Here is a 17,000-nt window from a genome sequence, read left to right as displayed (position 1 = left end):
GATCAGATTCCTTGTTCGCTGAGCCACAGGTTCAGGGCTGCCAGCTGCCACAGCTTGGAGCCGCGCAATGGGGTCAATTGGCGTTGTGGATCGGTCAGCAATCGGTCCAGCATCGCCGGGTTGAACAGGCCGCGATCCTGGCTGGGATCGAGCAGCAGTTCACGCACCCAGTTCAACGTATCGCCTTGCAAATGCTTGAGGCCCGGCACCGGGAAGTAACCTTTCTTGCGGTCGATCACTTCGCTCGGAATCACCTGGCGCGCCGCTTCCTTGAGCACCTGCTTGCCGCCGTCCGGCAGCTTGAACTGGCCCGGAATCCGTGCCGACAACTCCACCAGCCGGTAATCGAGAAACGGTGTTCGCGCTTCCAGGCCCCAGGCCATGGTCATGTTGTCGACGCGTTTGACCGGGTCGTCTACCAGCATCACCGTACTGTCCAGACGCAGGGCTTTGTCCAAGGCGGCCTCTGCTCCGGGTTGTGCGAAATGTTCCTTCACGAAGTCGCCCGCGGCGTCATTCGCGGTCAGCCATTTCGGCTGCACGGTGGCGGCGTAATCGTCGTAGCTACGGTCGAAAAACGCCTCGCGATAGGCCGCGTACGGATCGCTGGCACCGTCCACCTGCGGATACCAGTGGTAGCCGGCAAACAATTCATCAGCGCCCTGGCCGCTTTGCACCACTTTGCAGTGCCTGGCCACTTCCCGGGACAACAGGTAGAAGGCGATGCAGTCATGGCTGACCATGGGTTCGCTCATCGCGCGGAACGCGGCGGGCAGTTGTTCGATGATCTCTTTTTCATCGATGCGCAGTTGGTGATGCTGCGTCCCGTAGTGTCGGGCGATCAGGTCCGAGTATTGAAATTCGTCGCCGCGCTCGCCGCCGGCATCGTGGAATCCGATGGAAAAGGTCGAGAGATTGTCCACGCCGACTTCACGCAGCAGACCGACGAGCATGCTCGAGTCGACACCGCCGGACAGCAGCACGCCGACGTCGACCGCCGCCCGCTGACGAATCGCCACTGCATCGCGAGTACTGTCGAGCACCCGGTCGCGCCAGTCTTCGAGGGTCAGGTTCATTTCATCGGCGTGCGGACCATAGGGCAGGGTCCACCAAGTTTTCTGCTCGGTGGTGCCATCCTCTTCGATGCGCATCCAGGTGGCGGGCGGCAGTTTTTCGATGCCCGCCAACAAGGTGCGCGGCGCGGGGACCACGGCGTGGAAGTTCAGGTAGTGGTTGAGCGCGACCGGGTCGAGGATCGGGTTGATGTCCCCGCCCTTGAGCAACGCTGGCAGGGACGAGGCGAAGCGCAGGCGCTGGCCGGTGCGCGACAGGTACAGCGGCTTCACGCCAAGGCGGTCGCGGGCGATGAACAGGCGTTTGGCATCACGATCCCAGATGGCGAACGCGAACATGCCGTTGAGTTTCGGCAGCAGCGCTTCGCCCCAGGCGTGGAAGCCCTTGAGCAGCACTTCGGTATCGCCGCCGGAATAGAAGGCATAGCCCAGGCTTTCCAGCTCGCTGCGCAATTCCGGGAAGTTGTAGATCGCGCCGTTGAAGGCCAGGGAAAGACCCAGTTGATGGTCGGTCATCGGCTGCGCCGAGCGGTTCGACAGGTCCATGATTTTCAGACGCCGGTGGCCCAGGGCAATCGGCCCCTGGCTGTGAAAACCCCAGGCGTCGGGGCCACGGGGTGCCAGGTGATGGGTGATGCGTTCTATGGCTGCAAGGTCTGCAGGTTGATGGTCAAAACGTAACTCGCCAGCTAATCCGCACATAAATTCCTTACCGGTTTTTCCGTTGGGGAGGGTCAATCGATACCCGCCAAAACAGCGGGTACTCAAAAACTGACCTGTCACGGTAGTGGGAGTTTTAGATCGATGAGTTATAAGCAGTGGTTGCTGGACACAGGGGTAACGGAGCACAGGTGTCCATTGCAGGGGTGGTAATTATTGCTGTGACGCATGGGAGTTATTGCTTGGATGCAGGCCTATTCGTCCGTGTATTCGAATTATTCATGGCCAGATGAGCTTCATAGACTGAGCGTCCCTCAACGCAATAAGGATATTGCTCATGCGGTCTGAACCCCCGAAAAACACGCCCGGCGCATTGCCATTCACCGCCGCGCAACGTCTCGAGGCTGTTTTGGAGCACACCGGTGATCTGGACAAGGCCCAAGTGCTGCTGGCGTCCACTCCGGAATGGTTGGCGACAGCCGACCTGAAAGTGGTGCAGGTCCTGAAAGCCGCTTTCGAGCAGTCTTTCCTGGCCCAAGGCAAGGTCACCACGGCACTGGAACAGCTCAAGCCGTTGGACGAGTTCTGCAAAGAGCAACTGTCCGCCTTGCTCAGGAGCAAGTGGGTGATCGAATGTGATGTGCAGCGGGACACATTGGACATCACCACAAAAAAGTACACGTCTACAGGGCTCACGCCGGTCGGCAGCCTGGCTCAAGTGATCGTCAACTCGCGCAGCCTGCTCCAGGCTGCCATGGAAAACTTCACGCAGGAAGAAGCGAAGGGCGGTGTGCCCCCCGTGGATGCGGTAATACGCATCGACGCCAAGGTCCAGTCCGGAACTGAAATAACCTTCGAAAAGTTCGCCACGCTCTGTCGCGAGCTCGACCTGGGGGCCCGCTATCAACGCCATATCAGCGAGGCCCTGGCGTTGCCGGCAAAACCCCCAAAGGGTGCGCCCGCCGATGACCGGGCTTCCACCGCGGACATCCGGCGATTGAAGGTGCTCGATATGCAGGTTGCCCTGCACATTGCCTACCTGAAAAAGGACATCAGCGAAGCGGTTCATACAATGCTGCTGAGCGTGCTCGAACAGGACCTGCCAGCGGCGCAAACCAAGGGCGCCCTGTTGGATGGCGGTCCGGTGTTTTGGCAAGGCCTGATGATTGATGACGTCTGCATCTGTGGGGCAGTGGTGTTCACCAAGGTCGCCATCGATACCGCGCCCAAGGCCAGGTGCGTGGTCTACATGCCCAACGAACCCCGGCGACCGCTGTTCGAATATGCCTCGCTGGATGAATTCAAGGCTTACCTCAACCTCCATCTGCAGAGCACTCGCTACAGAAAAATCTTCGCCGAGCAGTACCTGCACGGCCACGATAAGGTCGATTTCTTCGCACAATTTGATCGGGACAAGACCGTGGGTTCGCTCAGTTCCGCGCCCGCCGACACCTGTCTTGCCGATTTTTTCTTCAATACCTTTGTCAGCAAGACTCAACAGGATGCGCGATTCCTTGCCGTCCCGACCGACGATGTCGATGAACAGCAACGGGAAAAAACCCTCCAGATATTGTTCGATGGAGGCCTGCTGCTGTTGAACGCGGCCGCTTTTTTCGTGCCGGCGATCGGTCAGCTGATGCTGGTGGCGGCCGTTGTCGACATTGTCAGCGAGGTCTATGAGGGCGTGGTGGACTGGACACGTGGCGAGCGAACCGCGGCGTTGTCCCATGTGCTGAACGTTGTTGAAAATGTCGCCCAATTGGCGGCGTTTGCGGCGGGCGGCAAAATCGTTACCGCCATCAGCCATAGCGTGAAGGAGCAGGCGGCATTCTTCGATGGATTCGAGGCCATCACTCGCGCGGATGGCAGAGCCCGATTATGGAAACCCGACCTCGAACCCTATCGGCAGTCCACGACACCGCCAGCCGACGTTCAAGCTGACTCGCAAGGACTCTACCGACATGCCGGGCTGACTTCGATTGTCATCGATGGCGCGCCCTATCGGGTGTCCCGCAAAGCCGAAGGGGCGCCATGGACCATCGATCATCCTGTACGCACCGACGCATTCCAGCCCGCCGTCGAACGAAACGTGGAAGGCGGCTGGCGACATGTTTATGAGCACGCCCACGAATGGCACGATACGGCCTATGCATTGGGACGCACGAGCCCGCGCCTGAGCGAGCTTGGCACTGACCTGGATGGGGTTGCCGACATCAGCGACCTGACGACCGACCAGTTGCACTATTTGCATGAAAGCAACCTCAAGTTGCCGCAGCGGCTGAATGACTGTGTCGAGCGGGTGAAACTCGACCGCTCCATTACCGCATTCATCGCGGCCATGGAGCGCGGCGAGACCGCGAACACGGACTTCATCCAGGCGCAACTGTTCACACTGCCCAGGCTCCCCGGCTGGCCAGCGGAGCGCTTTATCGAAGTGCGCGACACGAACGATCGGGTCGTTTCCCGCTTCCCCGAGACAGCCCCCCACGACGATGACATCAACAGTGTGCATGTCAGCCAGGTGCAGCTGGATTGGGGGGAATTACTCGATACCGTTATCAGTGGTCTGTACCCGAAAGAAGTCGAGGCCATTATCGGCAGCACGGGCACTGAATCGAAAGCGCGGTTGATGGCGAAGGAGATCGCCGCCAGTCTCAAAAGCAATCGCCAGCCGCTGCATGAGTGGCTGTATAAAACCTATGACGGAGTCGCTACCGGTGATGTTGCGGTGCTGCGCGAACAGGTGCCCGACCTGCCCACCCGCGTGTGTCAGGAGTTGCTGGAGAACGCCTCTGGCAGGGATCGCCTTTTCCTGCGTGACCGCAAGCTCCTGGGCACGGATCTCGCCCGGCAGGTGCGCGAGGCCCAGGCCACGCTCAGGCAGGACCGTGCACTGACGGGGTTGCGCTTCCCGCAACTGGGCAATGCCGACACCGACAAACTGGCGCTCGGGCTGATGGACCGGGTGCAAGGCTGGAGCGACGGTTTTCGACTTGAACTGCGACAGGGATCGAGGACTGGCACCTTGCTCGACAGTGTGGGTGAAGCCGATGCGCCCTCGCATGGGGTCATCGTCAAGACGACCTCCGGCTATCAGGTCACCCAAGGCAATGGCAACGTGGCTTCCACCCTGACCAGCGATACGCTGCTGCAGTCGATAGTGGATGCATTGCCCCCTAGCCATCGCACCGCCATGGGGTTCACCGGTGACGATTCGTTGGACCTGCCGACGCTGCGATCACGGCTGTCGAGGGCGGGCGCTGGCGATCCGGCGCATACCGCACAGGTGTTGCGGGGAGCGCGCAGTGAAACGGCGAAATATCTGTCGGCCTGTGTCCAGGCGAATCCGCCTGCAGCGGGTGCTTACTCAAGGGGGTTGATTCGTAAAGTCAGAAAACTCTATCCGCTGTTCACGGATGCCCAGGTTTCGTCGTTTCTCGACAACGCCGGCAGTACTCAGATTGCACGGGTGAATCGAATCAACGAACTGGGGCAGCAACTGAAAAAACTGCGTGGGGTACTGCACACCTGGCTTAACGATGAAGTGCAAATGAAGAAATTGCCGGGGCGGCTCGACGATATTCGTGTCGGTCGTCGTCAGGTGGTCAATGCCATCGAAAACTGCTGGCGTCGGGTCTCGCGCCTGAATCAGGCGGCTACATCACTGACGCTGGACCGCAACCCGGTGGGGCCATTACCGACGTTGACCGAGCAGGATGTGGCCCATGTACGCACCCTCTCCATCAAGGACATGCAGGCTGGCGATGAGCTGGCGTATTTCCTCAAACCGTTCAAAGGGCTTGTCACGCTGGAGCTGGATCGCAATCAACTCACGCGATTGCCCGAGGTCTTGTCGCACATGCCCAACCTTGAGCACTTGAGGCTGGACGGCAACCAGATACAACTGACCGAACACACGTTGCGCAAGCTGGCCGAGCTGCGCAATCTGCGAACGCTGGGACTCGGCGGCAATCGCCTGGGCGCTACGATCGACGTGAGCAAAATGCTGGATTTGCAGTCGCTGTTCCTGCGCGATACCCGCACCACGGAACTTCCCGTTGGACTCAAGCGCCCGCCGTATCTGGACATAGTGGACTTGCGGGGTAACCAGATCCGGGAGTTGCCCGACTGGTTGTTCCAGGTCACTCCACGATTCGCCCGGGCGATCAACCTGCGGGATAACCCGATATCCGCAGCGAGCCGGGTGAAGCTGGAAACCTTCCGTGACAACACCGGCATCGGCTTGGGGCTGATCGACGATGATGCCTCGGTGCTCAGTGAACAACGGGCTCGAGACCTGTGGATGCCGGATCGGCGTGAAGAGACCTATGCCCGTCGAAACAGTGCCTGGCTGGCGCTGAAGCACGAACCCCATTCGAAGGGATTCTTTGAGTTGCTGGCAGACGTCGGAGGCACCGCGGATAACCGCTTTGAGCGCGAAGACATGACCCGGCGGGTCTGGAGTGTGATTGAGGCGACTCAGACAGATTCGGCGTTGCGCGATCAACTGCTGTCGATGGCGTTGAAAGCCCATTGCACTGACGATGCCGCGACGATCTTCAGTCATCTTGAGGTGGCGGTGGATCTGCACACGGTGGTTCGAGAGTCCGCCAATGCCCATGACCGGGCGGCTCGGCTGTTGAGTCTTGGGCGACGGCTGTTCCGCCTCGATTGCCTCGACCGTCTCGCTCGGGAGCATGCCAATGCCCATCCCAAATTCGATCCGGTGGAAGTGGCGCTGGCTTTTCGCACCGGCCTGGCCGAAACACTCAAACTGGTCGGTCAGCCCCGGCATATGCGGTATGCATCCCTTGGCGGCGTGAAACCGGCGGACCTGGTAACGGCCCGCGACAAGGTCGTCGCCGCAGAAAATTCCCCCGAACTGCTGGCCTATTTGAGTGACCTCACGTTCTGGCGCGATTTTCTGCGAGAGCATCACGAAAAACAGTTCACTGGCCTTGCTGCCCCTTTTCACGCGCGGATGGAGATCGCCACAGAAAACGAGGCGACGCTTGGTGCGGACTATCTCCCCCAGGTCGACGGTATCGCCAATGAATTCAAGCGCGCCGAGAACCTGTTGTTAAGGCGTTTGACCGAGGCGGCCATCAGGGCTGACGAGTCGCAGACTTGCTTTGCGCTGGACTGACCCCTTCAGGCCTTGCCTCGGATCAAGCGGCGCAAGGCGAAGCGGTTCGGATGACAGGCCTCTGCCACTGCTCTGGGCAGGGGCAGAGGTTCGTCATCCAGCCAGGCAGCCAACAACTCACCTGACAAGGGTGCGGTAATCAACCCTCTCGAGCCGTGACCACTGTTGGCGTACAGGCCTTCGAGCCACGGGCAAGGAATGTCCGGCGTTTTCCGCGCATCCTTGCCCAGAGCGCTGTAGGTTTCGGCAAATGCCTCACCGTCAGCCAGCGGACCGATGATCGGCAGGTAGTCGGGGCTGGTGCAGCGAAATGCCGCGCGACCTTCGAGCGCTTCAGGTTGCAAGGTGTTCGCGCCGAGTCGGGCGACCAGGTCCAGCGAGATTTCTTCGAGCATCTGCAGGTTGCCCGCATGCTCGGCCGCTGTGGGGGTCAGGTCGTCATTGTTGAAATCGAAGCTGGCGCCCAGCGTATGTTCACCCAGGCGTGCCGGGGCGACATACCCTTCGGCGCAGACCACGGTGCTCAGGTCTTGGCTCTCAACCGTCTGGGGCAGGCGCGTGATCTGTCCGCGAATGCGCTTGAGCGGCAACTCGCTGCTGTACGGGAAGCGTTTGATCTCGGCGGCGCCGGCCAGTACCACCACGGGCGCATCGGCCAGCAACCTGTCGCCCTCCCACGCGTGCCATCGTCCGTCCACACGACTTAGTTCCAACACATGGTGATGCGTCAGCAACTGAATGTTCGATTGTGCTGCCTGCCATTGGCACAGGGCAGGCGGATGCACCCAACCGCCTTCGGGGTAAAACAGGCCGCCCGCGGGCAGCGCGATACCGGCGCGAGCCTCGGCCTGCGCTTGATCGAGCGTATGCAGCAAGTCTTCGGGAAATGCCGCCGCCAATTGCGCCTGACGCTCGGCTTCCTTGTCATTGAATGCCAGCTGCAAGACGCCGCAATCGTCCCAGTCCACGCCGCGCTGCAAATGTTCGAGCAGGCGCCGGGTGTAGCCGAATCCACTGACAATCAGTTGCGACAACGCCGTGCCATGGGCCGATAGCTTGAGGTAAAGCACGCCTTGAGGATTGCCCGAGGCTTCCTCGGCCACGGCGGTGTGACGTTCCAGCAGACTGACCTGCCAACCCCGGGCCGCGAGGCTGGCAGCCGTTGCGCAACCGGCCAGTCCGGCCCCGATCACCAGGGCTCGCCGTTCACCGGCCAGCGGTGCCGGGCGCGCAAACCACGGTTTGGCCACGGCAGGCGCCGGGACGTCTTCAGGCCAGCCGATGAATGCACCCCGCAGGATTTCCCATTTGTGGCCGATACCCGGCGTGCGCTTCATCTTGAAGCCCGCCGCGTTCAGCAGGCGGCGCACCCAACCGGTACTGGTAAACGTACTGATGGTCGAGCCGGGCGCTGCAAGCCGTGCCAGTTCGGCAAACAGCTCGGCAGTCCACATGTCCGGGTTTTTCGCCGGGGCAAAGCCGTCGAGAAACCAGGCGTCGATTTGCGCGTCCAGTTGCGGTAACTGCTCCAGGGCATCGCCGACCAGCAAGGTCAGGGTCACCCGTCCGTTGGCCAGCGTCAGGCGCTGAAAGCCTTGATGAATTGCCACGTACTGCGCCAGCAGTTGATCGGCAAACACCTTGAGTTCCGGCCACAGTGCCAGGGCACGTTGCAGGTCGGCAGGGCTCAGCGGGTACTTTTCGACGCTGACAAAATGCAGCCGGGCGCTGGCCGCCGCATGCTGCTCGAACACTTGCCAGGCGCACAGGAAATTCAGCCCCGTACCGAAACCGGTCTCGCCGATGACCAGGCGACCGCCTTCCGGCAACGCGGCAAAGCGCTCTGCCAGACGGTTCTGTTCGATGAACACGTAGCGGGTTTCGTCCAGCCCCGATTGATCGGAGAAATACACATCGTCGAACACGCGCGAATAGGGGCGACCTTGATCGTCCCAATCGAGCTGGGCGTGGGGCATTACAGGTTTCATGGCAGGCTCGGCAACGGCAAGGCGGCCATTCTAGCCGATCGCGTCGTGGTGTTCGCCCCGGACCTTGTGGGAGCGAGCCTGCTCGCGATGGGCGTTAACGATAACGCGTGCTTGCTGAATGAACGCGCTGCTCTTGAATCCATCGCGAGCAAGTTCGCTCCCGCAGGGGCAATCCGCTAGTCTTGCTCACATCTGGAAGGGAGCCGCCCATGTTCGAGTCCGCCGAAATCGATCACAGCATCGACAAAGAAACCTACGAAGCCGAAGTGCCAGCTCTGCGTGAAGCCTTGCTCGAAGCGCAGTTCGAACTTCAGCAGCAACAGCGCTTCCCGGTGATCATCCTGATCAATGGCATCGAGGGTGCCGGCAAGGGCGAGACGGTCAAGTTGCTCAATGAATGGATGGACCCGCGCCTGATCGAAGTGCGCACCTTCGACCAGCAGACCGACGAAGAGCTGGCGCGGCCACCGGCCTGGCGTTATTGGCGGATGCTCCCGGCCAAGGGCCGCATGGGGGTTTTTTTCGGCAACTGGTACAGCCAGATCCTGCAGGCCAGGGTTCATGGCGTGATCAAGGACCCCCGGCTCGATCAGGGCATCAACGGTGCCGAGCGGCTGGAAAAGATGTTGTGCGATGAAGGCGCGCTGATTTTCAAGTTCTGGTTCCACCTGTCCAAGAAACAAATGAAAGCGCGCCTCAAGGCATTGGCCGATGACCCGCTGCACAGTTGGCGGATCAGCCCGCTGGACTGGCAGCAATCTGAAACCTACGACAGGTTTGTGAAGTTCGGCGAACGGGTGTTGCGGCGCACCAGCCGTGACTATGCACCCTGGCACGTAATCGCCGGGATGGATGCGAACTATCGCAGTCTGGTGGTCGGCAAGATTTTGCTTGAAGGCCTGCAAGGCGCGTTGAAACGTCCGCAAATCCACCCGGAGAAAGTCAGCGCTGCGCCCGTGTTCCCCAGCGTTGATCACGTCAATCTGCTCGATAGTCTCGATCTGGCCTTGCGTCTGTCCAAGGATGATTATGAAGAGCAGTTGATCACCGAGCAGGCGCGGTTCTCCGGGTTGATGCGCGACAAACGCATGCGGCGCCACGCGTTGGTGGCGGTGTTCGAGGGCAATGACGCGGCAGGCAAGGGCGGGGCGATTCGCCGGGTGGCGGCGGCACTGGATCCGCGCCAGTACAACATCGTGCCGATTGCCGCACCGACCGAAGAGGAGCGGGCACAGCCCTATCTCTGGCGTTTCTGGCGGCATATTCCGGCGCGGGGAAAATTCACCGTGTTCGACCGCTCCTGGTATGGCCGGGTACTGGTGGAGCGCATTGAAGGGTTCTGCAGCCCGGCGGACTGGCTGCGCGCCTACAGTGAAATCAACGATTTCGAGGAACAGATCGCTGATGCCGGGGTGGTCGTGGTCAAGTTCTGGCTGGCCATCGACAAGCAGACGCAACTGGAGCGTTTCCAGGAGCGTGAAGAAATACCTTTCAAACGCTTCAAGATCACCGAAGATGACTGGCGCAATCGTGACAAGTGGGATGACTATCGCGCCGCCGTGGGCGACATGGTCGACCGCACCAGCACCGAGATCTCGCCGTGGACGCTGGTGGAAGCCAATGACAAGCGCTGGGCACGGGTCAAGGTCTTGCGCACGATCAACCAGGCGTTGGAAGACGCATTCGAAAAGTCGGACAAACGTGGGCGCAGGGAGAAAAAAGACAAGAAGTGAACCGATGGTTACGCATACGCGGGGTGAATGATTGTCGCGGTCGGTAATTGGGTAGGCTTATGCTCGAGCCATTCTCAACCGACAACAACAATGAGGTATGCCATGCGTGAAGTGGTGATCGTCGACAGCGTTCGGACCGGCCTGGCCAAATCCTTTCGCGGCAAGTTCAACCAGACCCGTCCGGACGACATGGCCGCGCACTGCGTCAACGCCTTGCTGGCGCGCACCGGCATCGACCCGGCCAGCGTCGAGGACTGCATCGTCGGCGCCGGTTCCAACGAAGGCGCCCAGGGCTACAACATCGGCCGCAACGTCGCGGTGCTGTCGCGCCTGGGTATCGGCACGTCGGGCATGACCCTCAACCGTTTCTGCTCATCGGGCTTGCAGGCGATCGCCATCGCCGCCAACCAGATCGCCTCGGGCTGCAGCGACATCATCGTCGCCGGTGGTGTCGAGTCGATCAGCCTGACCATGAAAAGCGTCAACACCGACCATCTGATCAACCCGCTGCTCAAGGAACAGGTGCCGGGCATCTACTTTCCGATGGGGCAGACGGCCGAAATCGTCGCGCGCCGCTACAACGTCAGTCGTGAAGAACAGGACCTGTATGCCCTGCAAAGCCAGCAGCGCACCGCCCAGGCGCAGGCCGCCGGGTTATTCGATGATGAAATCGTGCCGATGACGGTGAAGTACCGCGTTGAAGACAAGGCCACGGGCCAGGTGCAGATCCTTGATGGCGTTGTTGATCGCGATGACTGCAACCGTCCTGACACCACGCTGGAAAGCCTGGCCGGGTTGAAACCGGTCTTCGCCGAAGATGGCTCGGTGACCGCCGGTAACTCGTCACAATTGTCGGATGGCGCTTCGATGACGCTGGTGATGAGCCTGGAAAAAGCGCTGGCGCTGGGGCTCAAGCCCAAGGCGTTCTTCCGTGGTTTCACGGTGGCCGGTTGCGAGCCGGACGAGATGGGCATCGGTCCGGTTTTTTCCGTGCCAAAGCTGCTCAAGGCCAAAGGTCTGCGGATCGATGACATTGATCTGTGGGAACTCAACGAAGCGTTCGCTTCGCAGTGCCTGTACGCGCGCAATCGACTGGAAATCGATCACGACAAGTACAACGTCAATGGTGGATCGATTTCCATCGGCCATCCGTTCGGCATGACCGGTTCGCGTCAGGTCGGGCACATCGTTCGCGAGTTGCAGCGGCGCAATCTGCGCTACGGCATCGTGACCATGTGTGTAGGCGGCGGGATGGGAGCGACGGGGTTGTTCGAGGCGGTGCGCTAAACATCTGGCATTTGTAATGACTGTTGAATAGCCATCGCGGGCAAGTCCGCTCCCACAGGTTTTATGTCGTTCACTGAAATTGTGGTCGACGCAAGCCCTGTGGGAGCGTGGCTTGCCCGCGATGCAGACGCCTCGGTTTACCGGTTCATCCGCAAAGACTGCATCCGCTCAACATAAGCCCGAACCTCCCGCGCAGCCGCCTCGGCATTCACAAACGGCCCCTCCAGCGTGTTTTCCCGCGTGCTGAAGTACAACTCCCCATTCACCCGACATAACCGCTCACTGCGAAAGTGCAGGGCGGGGGCGTTGTCCTGGGCGCGCATGCCGTACATGGCGATCTCCTGCGGGATGTTCCTGTGGATGGATCCAATCAGCTTATGCATGAAGTATTTGCAGTGCCTGATTATCTGATCGACGGCCTGCCGCCAATTTAATGATGCGACCTGCACAGTTCCATTCGCGGCCAGACGCAAACTGTCCCTGTGTGCCACACGGCAGTGCGCCTAGAATGTCGGTTCTTGACACTTGGCTTTGGGGTTCGCATGCACATTTCATCGGGTCGCTGGGTTTACGGTTTGTTCCTGGCCTTGCTGACCGCGTTGCTGTGGGGAATCCTGCCAATCAAGCTCAAACAGGTACTGCTGGTGATGGACCCGGTCACGGTGACCTGGTTTCGCCTGATGGTGTCCGGTGGGTGTCTGTTCATTTACCTGGCCGCGACCAAGCGCTTGCCGAGCCGCAAAGTGCTGGGACCGCGCGGCGGCTGGCTGGTGCTGATGGCGGTGCTCGGCCTGGTGGGCAACTACGTGTTGTATCTGATGGGTCTGAACCTGCTCAGCCCCGGCACCGCGCAATTGGTGGTGCAAATGGGCCCGATCATGCTGCTGATCGCCAGCGTGTTTGTGTTCAAGGAGCGTTTCAGCCTGGGACAGGGCATTGGTTTGCTGGTGCTGCTGATCGGTTTCGCCCTGTTTTTCAACCAACGCCTGAGTGAGTTGCTCACCTCGTTGACTGACTACACCGCCGGTGTGTTGCTGGTGCTGCTGGCATCCACGGTCTGGACCTTTTACGCACTGGGGCAGAAGCAGCTGCTGACGGTGTGGAATTCGCTGCAGGTGATGATGGTGATCTACCTGTTCTGCGGGTTGTTGCTGACGCCATGGGTGCATCCGCTGGAAGCCCTGCAATTGAACCCGTTGCAAGGCTGGCTGCTGCTGGCGTGCTGCATGAACACCCTGATTGCCTATGGCGCATTTGCCGAAGCCCTGGCCCATTGGGAAGCCTCGCGGGTCAGCGCAACACTGGCGATCACGCCGTTGGTGACCTTTGGCGCTGTCGCCCTGGCCGCATGGTGGTGGCCAGAGTATGTGCATGCCGAGACCATCAACGGATTGGGGTATGGCGGGGCGGTGCTGGTGGTGCTGGGTTCGGCGCTGGTGGCATTGGGGCCGTCGTTGATTGCCGGGTTGAAGGCGCGCAAGGTGCGGATGGCAGCCAGTTAGACCGTGTCATCGTTCTTCGCGAGCAGGCTCGCTCCCACAGGTTTACGCGTACCCTGTGGGGGCGGGCTTGCCCGCGAAGACTGACTGTCAGGCGCTACAAATCTCAGCCCTTGGCCCCCGCCTCCAACATGTTCTCCGGCCGTACCCAGGCATCAAACTGCTCATCGGTCAGGTACCCCAACCGCAGCGCTGCCTCACGCAAGGTCAGCCCTTCGCTGTAGGCCTTCTTGGCAATCTCCGCCGACTTGTCATAACCAATATGCGGGTTCAAGGCCGTCACCAGCATCAGGCCGCGTTCCAGGTGTGCAGCCATTTGCCCGGCGTCCGGTTCCAGGCCGGCGATGCAATGCTGCTGGAAGTTGCTGCAGCCATCACCCAGCAGGCGGATCGATTGCAGCAGGTTGTGGATGATGACCGGCTTGAAGACGTTCAGTTGCAAATGCCCCTGGCTCGCGGCGAAACCGATGGTCACGTCGTTGCCCAGCACCTGGCAGGCCAGCATCGACAGGGCTTCACATTGGGTCGGGTTGACCTTGCCCGGCATGATGGAACTGCCTGGTTCGTTCGCCGGAAGCTTCACCTCGGCGAAACCGGCGCGTGGGCCGGAACCCAGCAAGCGCAAGTCGTTGGCGATTTTCATCAGGGCCACGGCGAGGGTCTTCAGTGCACCGGACAGGGCGGTCAACGGTTCATGCCCGGCCAACGCGGCAAACTTGTTCGGCGCGGTGACGAAGGGCAGGCCGGAGAGGGCGGCCAGCTCCGCGGCAATCGCTTCGCCAAAGCCGTGTGGCGAGTTCAGCCCGGTGCCCACGGCAGTGCCGCCCTGGGCCAGTTCGCAGACTGCTGGCAGGGTGCTGCGGATCGCCCGTTCGGCATAATCCAGTTGCGCGATGAACCCGGACAGCTCCTGGCCGAAGGTGATCGGCGTGGCATCCATCATGTGGGTGCGCCCGGTCTTGACCAGTTTCATGTGGCGCGCCGACAACTCGGCCAGGCCGCCGGACAGCTCGGCGATGGCCGGCAGCAAGTGTTGCTGCACGGCTTGGGCCGCGGCGATGTGCATGGCGGTGGGGAAGCAGTCGTTGGAGCTCTGGGAGCGATTGACGTGATCGTTGGGGTGCACCGGGGACTTGCCGCCGCGTGGGTTGCCGGCCAGTTCGTTGGCGCGTCCGGCGATCACTTCATTGACGTTCATGTTGCTCTGGGTGCCGCTGCCGGTCTGCCAGACCACCAGCGGGAACTGGTCGTCATGGTTGCCGTCGAGCACTTCGTCGGCCGCTTGTTCGATCAGGCGGGCGATATCGGCGGGCAGGTCGCCATTACGGTCGTTGACCCGTGCCGCCGCCTTCTTGATCAGTGCCAGGCCGTGCAAGACCGCCAGGGGCATGCGTTCGGTGCCGATGGCAAAATTGACCAGCGAGCGTTGCGTCTGAGCACCCCAGTAGGCTTCATCCGGGACTTCAACCTGGCCAAGGCTGTCGGTTTCGATACGGCTCATCGGTCACACTCCTGTAGGTCTGATTGCGCAGTTTAGGCCGTGATCGACGGCCGGGGTTCCATCAGTCTCGATTCTGCCATTGAACCCCTCTAAATCAGGCGCGACAAGGCTTGGGGTTGAGTGACACACTTTTTTAGGCGCAGAATGGACGTCCTTGGGGTTTTACCTCGCCTGCTAGAAAAGGAAACTCGATGACTCGTCTTCGTGCCATCTGTACCGCGGTTGCATTGGTTTGTGCCAGCGGCCAGGTTCTTGCCGATACCGCCAGCCACAACGCCAGTGCCGAGGCTTTCCTGACCCTGGCGCATGCTGACAAATTGGGCACTCCGGTGTACATGCAAGTACAGCAAATGTTCGCTCAGCGCTTCCAGCAAACCAAAGCCCCGGAATCGAAAAAAGCCGTCCTGGAAACCTACCAGGCCAAGGCCAATGCCGCGCTGGACCAGGCCATCGGCTGGAACAAGCTGAAGCCGGACATGGTCAAGCTCTACACCACCAACTTCACCGAATCCGAGCTCAAGGACCTGGTTGCGTTCTACCAGTCGCCATTGGGCAAGAAAGTCCTGCAAAAAATGCCGCAGCTGACTCAGCAATCGGCCCAGATGACCCAGGCCAAGCTCGAAAGCGCAGTGCCGGTGGTCAACAAGCTGTTGGCTGACATGACAGCCGAGCTGACGCCGAAAGACGCAGCAGCACCAGCCAAGAAAAAGCCTTAAGCGGAGTTTGGTATGACCATGCAACAACGCATCGAATCGACGCTGGGCCTGTTACAGCCTGAGCATCTGCAAGTGCTGGATGAAAGCCATATGCACAGTCGCGGGTTGCAGACCCACTTCAAGGCCGTGGTGGTCAGCCAGCAGTTCGAAGGGCTCAATCGCGTCAAGCGTCACCAGAAAGTCTACGGCACGCTGGGCGAGCTGATGGGCGAGTTTCATGCGTTGGCGCTACATACCTACACGCCGGAGGAATGGGCGCAGATCGATGCCGCTCCGGCTTCGCCGACCTGTGCCGGTGGCAGCAAGCATTAGTTTGAAGTGCCACAGAGGCATCTGCCAGTCCTCTAACCTTCGGGTTTTTGATAGAATGCGAAACGCGCCGCTAACCCGGCGCGTTTTTTTTCGCATCCGGTTCACCCCTTACGAGGGTAGCCACCTGGAGATTTACCCATGACACAACAGATTGTCGTGGCGGCACTGTATAAGTTCGTCACCCTGGAAAACTACGTCGATTTGCGCGAGCCACTGCTGCAGGCGATGGTCGACAACGGCATCAAAGGCACGCTGCTGATCGCCGAAGAAGGCATCAACGGGACTGTGTCCGGTAGCCGCGAAGGTATCGATGGGCTGTTGGCCTGGCTGAAAAACGACCCGCGCATGATCGATATCGACCATAAAGAGTCGTACTGCGACGAGCAGCCGTTCTACCGCACCAAGGTCAAGCTCAAGAAAGAGATCGTGACCCTGGGCGTTGAAGGCGTGGACCCGAACAAAAAGGTCGGCACCTACGTTGATCCGCAGGACTGGAACGCGCTGATCAGCGATCCGGAAGTGTTGTTGATCGATACCCGCAACGACTACGAAGTGTCGATTGGTACCTTCGAAGGCGCAATCGATCCGAAAACCACCAGTTTTCGCGAATTTCCCGACTACATCAAAGCCAACTTCGACCCGGCCGTGCACAAGAAGGTCGCGATGTTCTGCACCGGCGGCATCCGTTGTGAAAAGGCGTCGAGCTACATGCTCAGCGAAGGCTTCGATGAGGTCTACCATCTCAAGGGTGGCATTCTGAAGTACCTCGAAGAGGTGCCTCAGGAAGAAACCAAGTGGCAGGGCGACTGCTTCGTGTTCGATAACCGCGTAACGGTTCGCCACGACTTGAGCGAAGGTGACTACGATCAATGTCATGCCTGCCGTACACCTGTCAGCATCGAAGACCGCGCATCCGAGCATTATGTCGCCGGCATCAGTTGCCCGCATTGCTGGGATACGTTGAGCGAGAAAACCCGCCGCAGCGCCATTGATCGGCAAAAACAGATCGAATTGGCCAAGGCTCGCAATATGCCGCACCCGATCGGCTACAACTACAAGCAAGCATCCACCGAGGCCTGAACCAT

11 protein-coding genes are annotated in these 17,000 nt (G+C 60.3%); 7 read left to right on the top strand and 4 right to left on the bottom strand.

The features are described 5' to 3' along the window. Window positions 1–2: 2 nt before the first annotated feature. Complete coding sequence (locus HNQ83_RS11665) at window positions 3–1,775, bottom strand: N-acetylglutaminylglutamine amidotransferase (RefSeq protein ID WP_175389090.1); 1,773 nt, start codon at window positions 1,773–1,775, stop codon at window positions 3–5. Window positions 1,776–2,070: 295 nt separating this feature from the next. Here HNQ83_RS11665 and HNQ83_RS11660 point away from each other — a divergent pair, with 295 nt between their 5' ends. Then, window positions 2,071–6,879 carry an NEL-type E3 ubiquitin ligase domain-containing protein gene (locus tag HNQ83_RS11660; protein ID WP_175389089.1) on the top strand — a complete coding sequence of 1,603 codons (4,809 nt, stop codon included), beginning with the start codon at window positions 2,071–2,073 and terminating at the stop codon, window positions 6,877–6,879. Window positions 6,880–6,884: 5 nt separating this feature from the next. Here the strand turns inward: HNQ83_RS11660 and mnmC are convergent, their stop codons facing one another. Further along, complete coding sequence (mnmC, locus tag HNQ83_RS11655) at window positions 6,885–8,867, bottom strand: bifunctional tRNA (5-methylaminomethyl-2-thiouridine)(34)-methyltransferase MnmD/FAD-dependent 5-carboxymethylaminomethyl-2-thiouridine(34) oxidoreductase MnmC (protein ID WP_175389088.1); 1,983 nt, start codon at window positions 8,865–8,867, stop codon at window positions 6,885–6,887. Between the two features lie 209 nt (window positions 8,868–9,076). On the opposite strand from mnmC, the gene pap reads away from it, so the two are divergent. Then, window positions 9,077–10,600: a polyphosphate:AMP phosphotransferase gene (gene pap / locus HNQ83_RS11650; RefSeq protein ID WP_175389087.1), complete on the top strand. Its 1,524-nt coding sequence runs from the start codon at window positions 9,077–9,079 to the stop codon at window positions 10,598–10,600. A gap of 102 nt (window positions 10,601–10,702) precedes the next feature. Further along, a complete protein-coding gene (locus HNQ83_RS11645; RefSeq protein WP_175389086.1) occupies window positions 10,703–11,887 on the top strand; it encodes a thiolase family protein in 1,185 nt (394 codons plus the stop codon). Window positions 11,888–12,024: 137 nt separating this feature from the next. Here the strand turns inward: HNQ83_RS11645 and HNQ83_RS11640 are convergent, their stop codons facing one another. Continuing rightward, window positions 12,025–12,219 (bottom strand): DUF6316 family protein, encoded by a 195-nt coding sequence (locus tag HNQ83_RS11640; protein ID WP_175389085.1) that lies wholly within the window; start codon window positions 12,217–12,219, stop codon window positions 12,025–12,027. A gap of 210 nt (window positions 12,220–12,429) precedes the next feature. Here HNQ83_RS11640 and HNQ83_RS11635 point away from each other — a divergent pair, with 210 nt between their 5' ends. Beyond that, the gene (locus HNQ83_RS11635) at window positions 12,430–13,389 is read left to right on the top strand and encodes a DMT family transporter (RefSeq protein WP_175389084.1); all 960 of its coding nucleotides are present in this window, start codon (window positions 12,430–12,432) and stop codon (window positions 13,387–13,389) included. Window positions 13,390–13,492: 103 nt separating this feature from the next. Here HNQ83_RS11635 and HNQ83_RS11630 read toward each other — a convergent pair whose 3' ends face one another. Beyond that, window positions 13,493–14,887, bottom strand: a complete 1,395-nt coding sequence (locus tag HNQ83_RS11630) for a class II fumarate hydratase (protein ID WP_175389083.1) — start codon at window positions 14,885–14,887, stop codon at window positions 13,493–13,495. A 191-nt stretch (window positions 14,888–15,078) separates the two neighbouring features. On the opposite strand from HNQ83_RS11630, the gene HNQ83_RS11625 reads away from it, so the two are divergent. The 3 genes from HNQ83_RS11625 (at window position 15,079) to HNQ83_RS11615 (ending at window position 16,995) form a co-directional block, all read left to right on the top strand. Further along, a complete protein-coding gene (locus tag HNQ83_RS11625; RefSeq protein WP_175389082.1) occupies window positions 15,079–15,603 on the top strand; it encodes a DUF2059 domain-containing protein in 525 nt (174 codons plus the stop codon). Between the two features lie 12 nt (window positions 15,604–15,615). Next, window positions 15,616–15,915, top strand: a complete 300-nt coding sequence (locus HNQ83_RS11620) for a BolA family transcriptional regulator (protein WP_052964137.1) — start codon at window positions 15,616–15,618, stop codon at window positions 15,913–15,915. A 138-nt stretch (window positions 15,916–16,053) separates the two neighbouring features. Continuing rightward, window positions 16,054–16,995 (top strand): rhodanese-related sulfurtransferase, encoded by a 942-nt coding sequence (locus tag HNQ83_RS11615; RefSeq protein ID WP_175389081.1) that lies wholly within the window; start codon window positions 16,054–16,056, stop codon window positions 16,993–16,995. The last annotated feature ends 5 nt before the right edge of the window (window positions 16,996–17,000 follow it).

It is taken from the genome of Pseudomonas sp. C2B4 (assembly GCF_013359695.1).
In the GTDB taxonomy this organism is placed as follows: domain Bacteria; phylum Pseudomonadota; class Gammaproteobacteria; order Pseudomonadales; family Pseudomonadaceae; genus Aquipseudomonas.
This window is presented reverse-complemented; position numbering and strand designations above follow the sequence as displayed.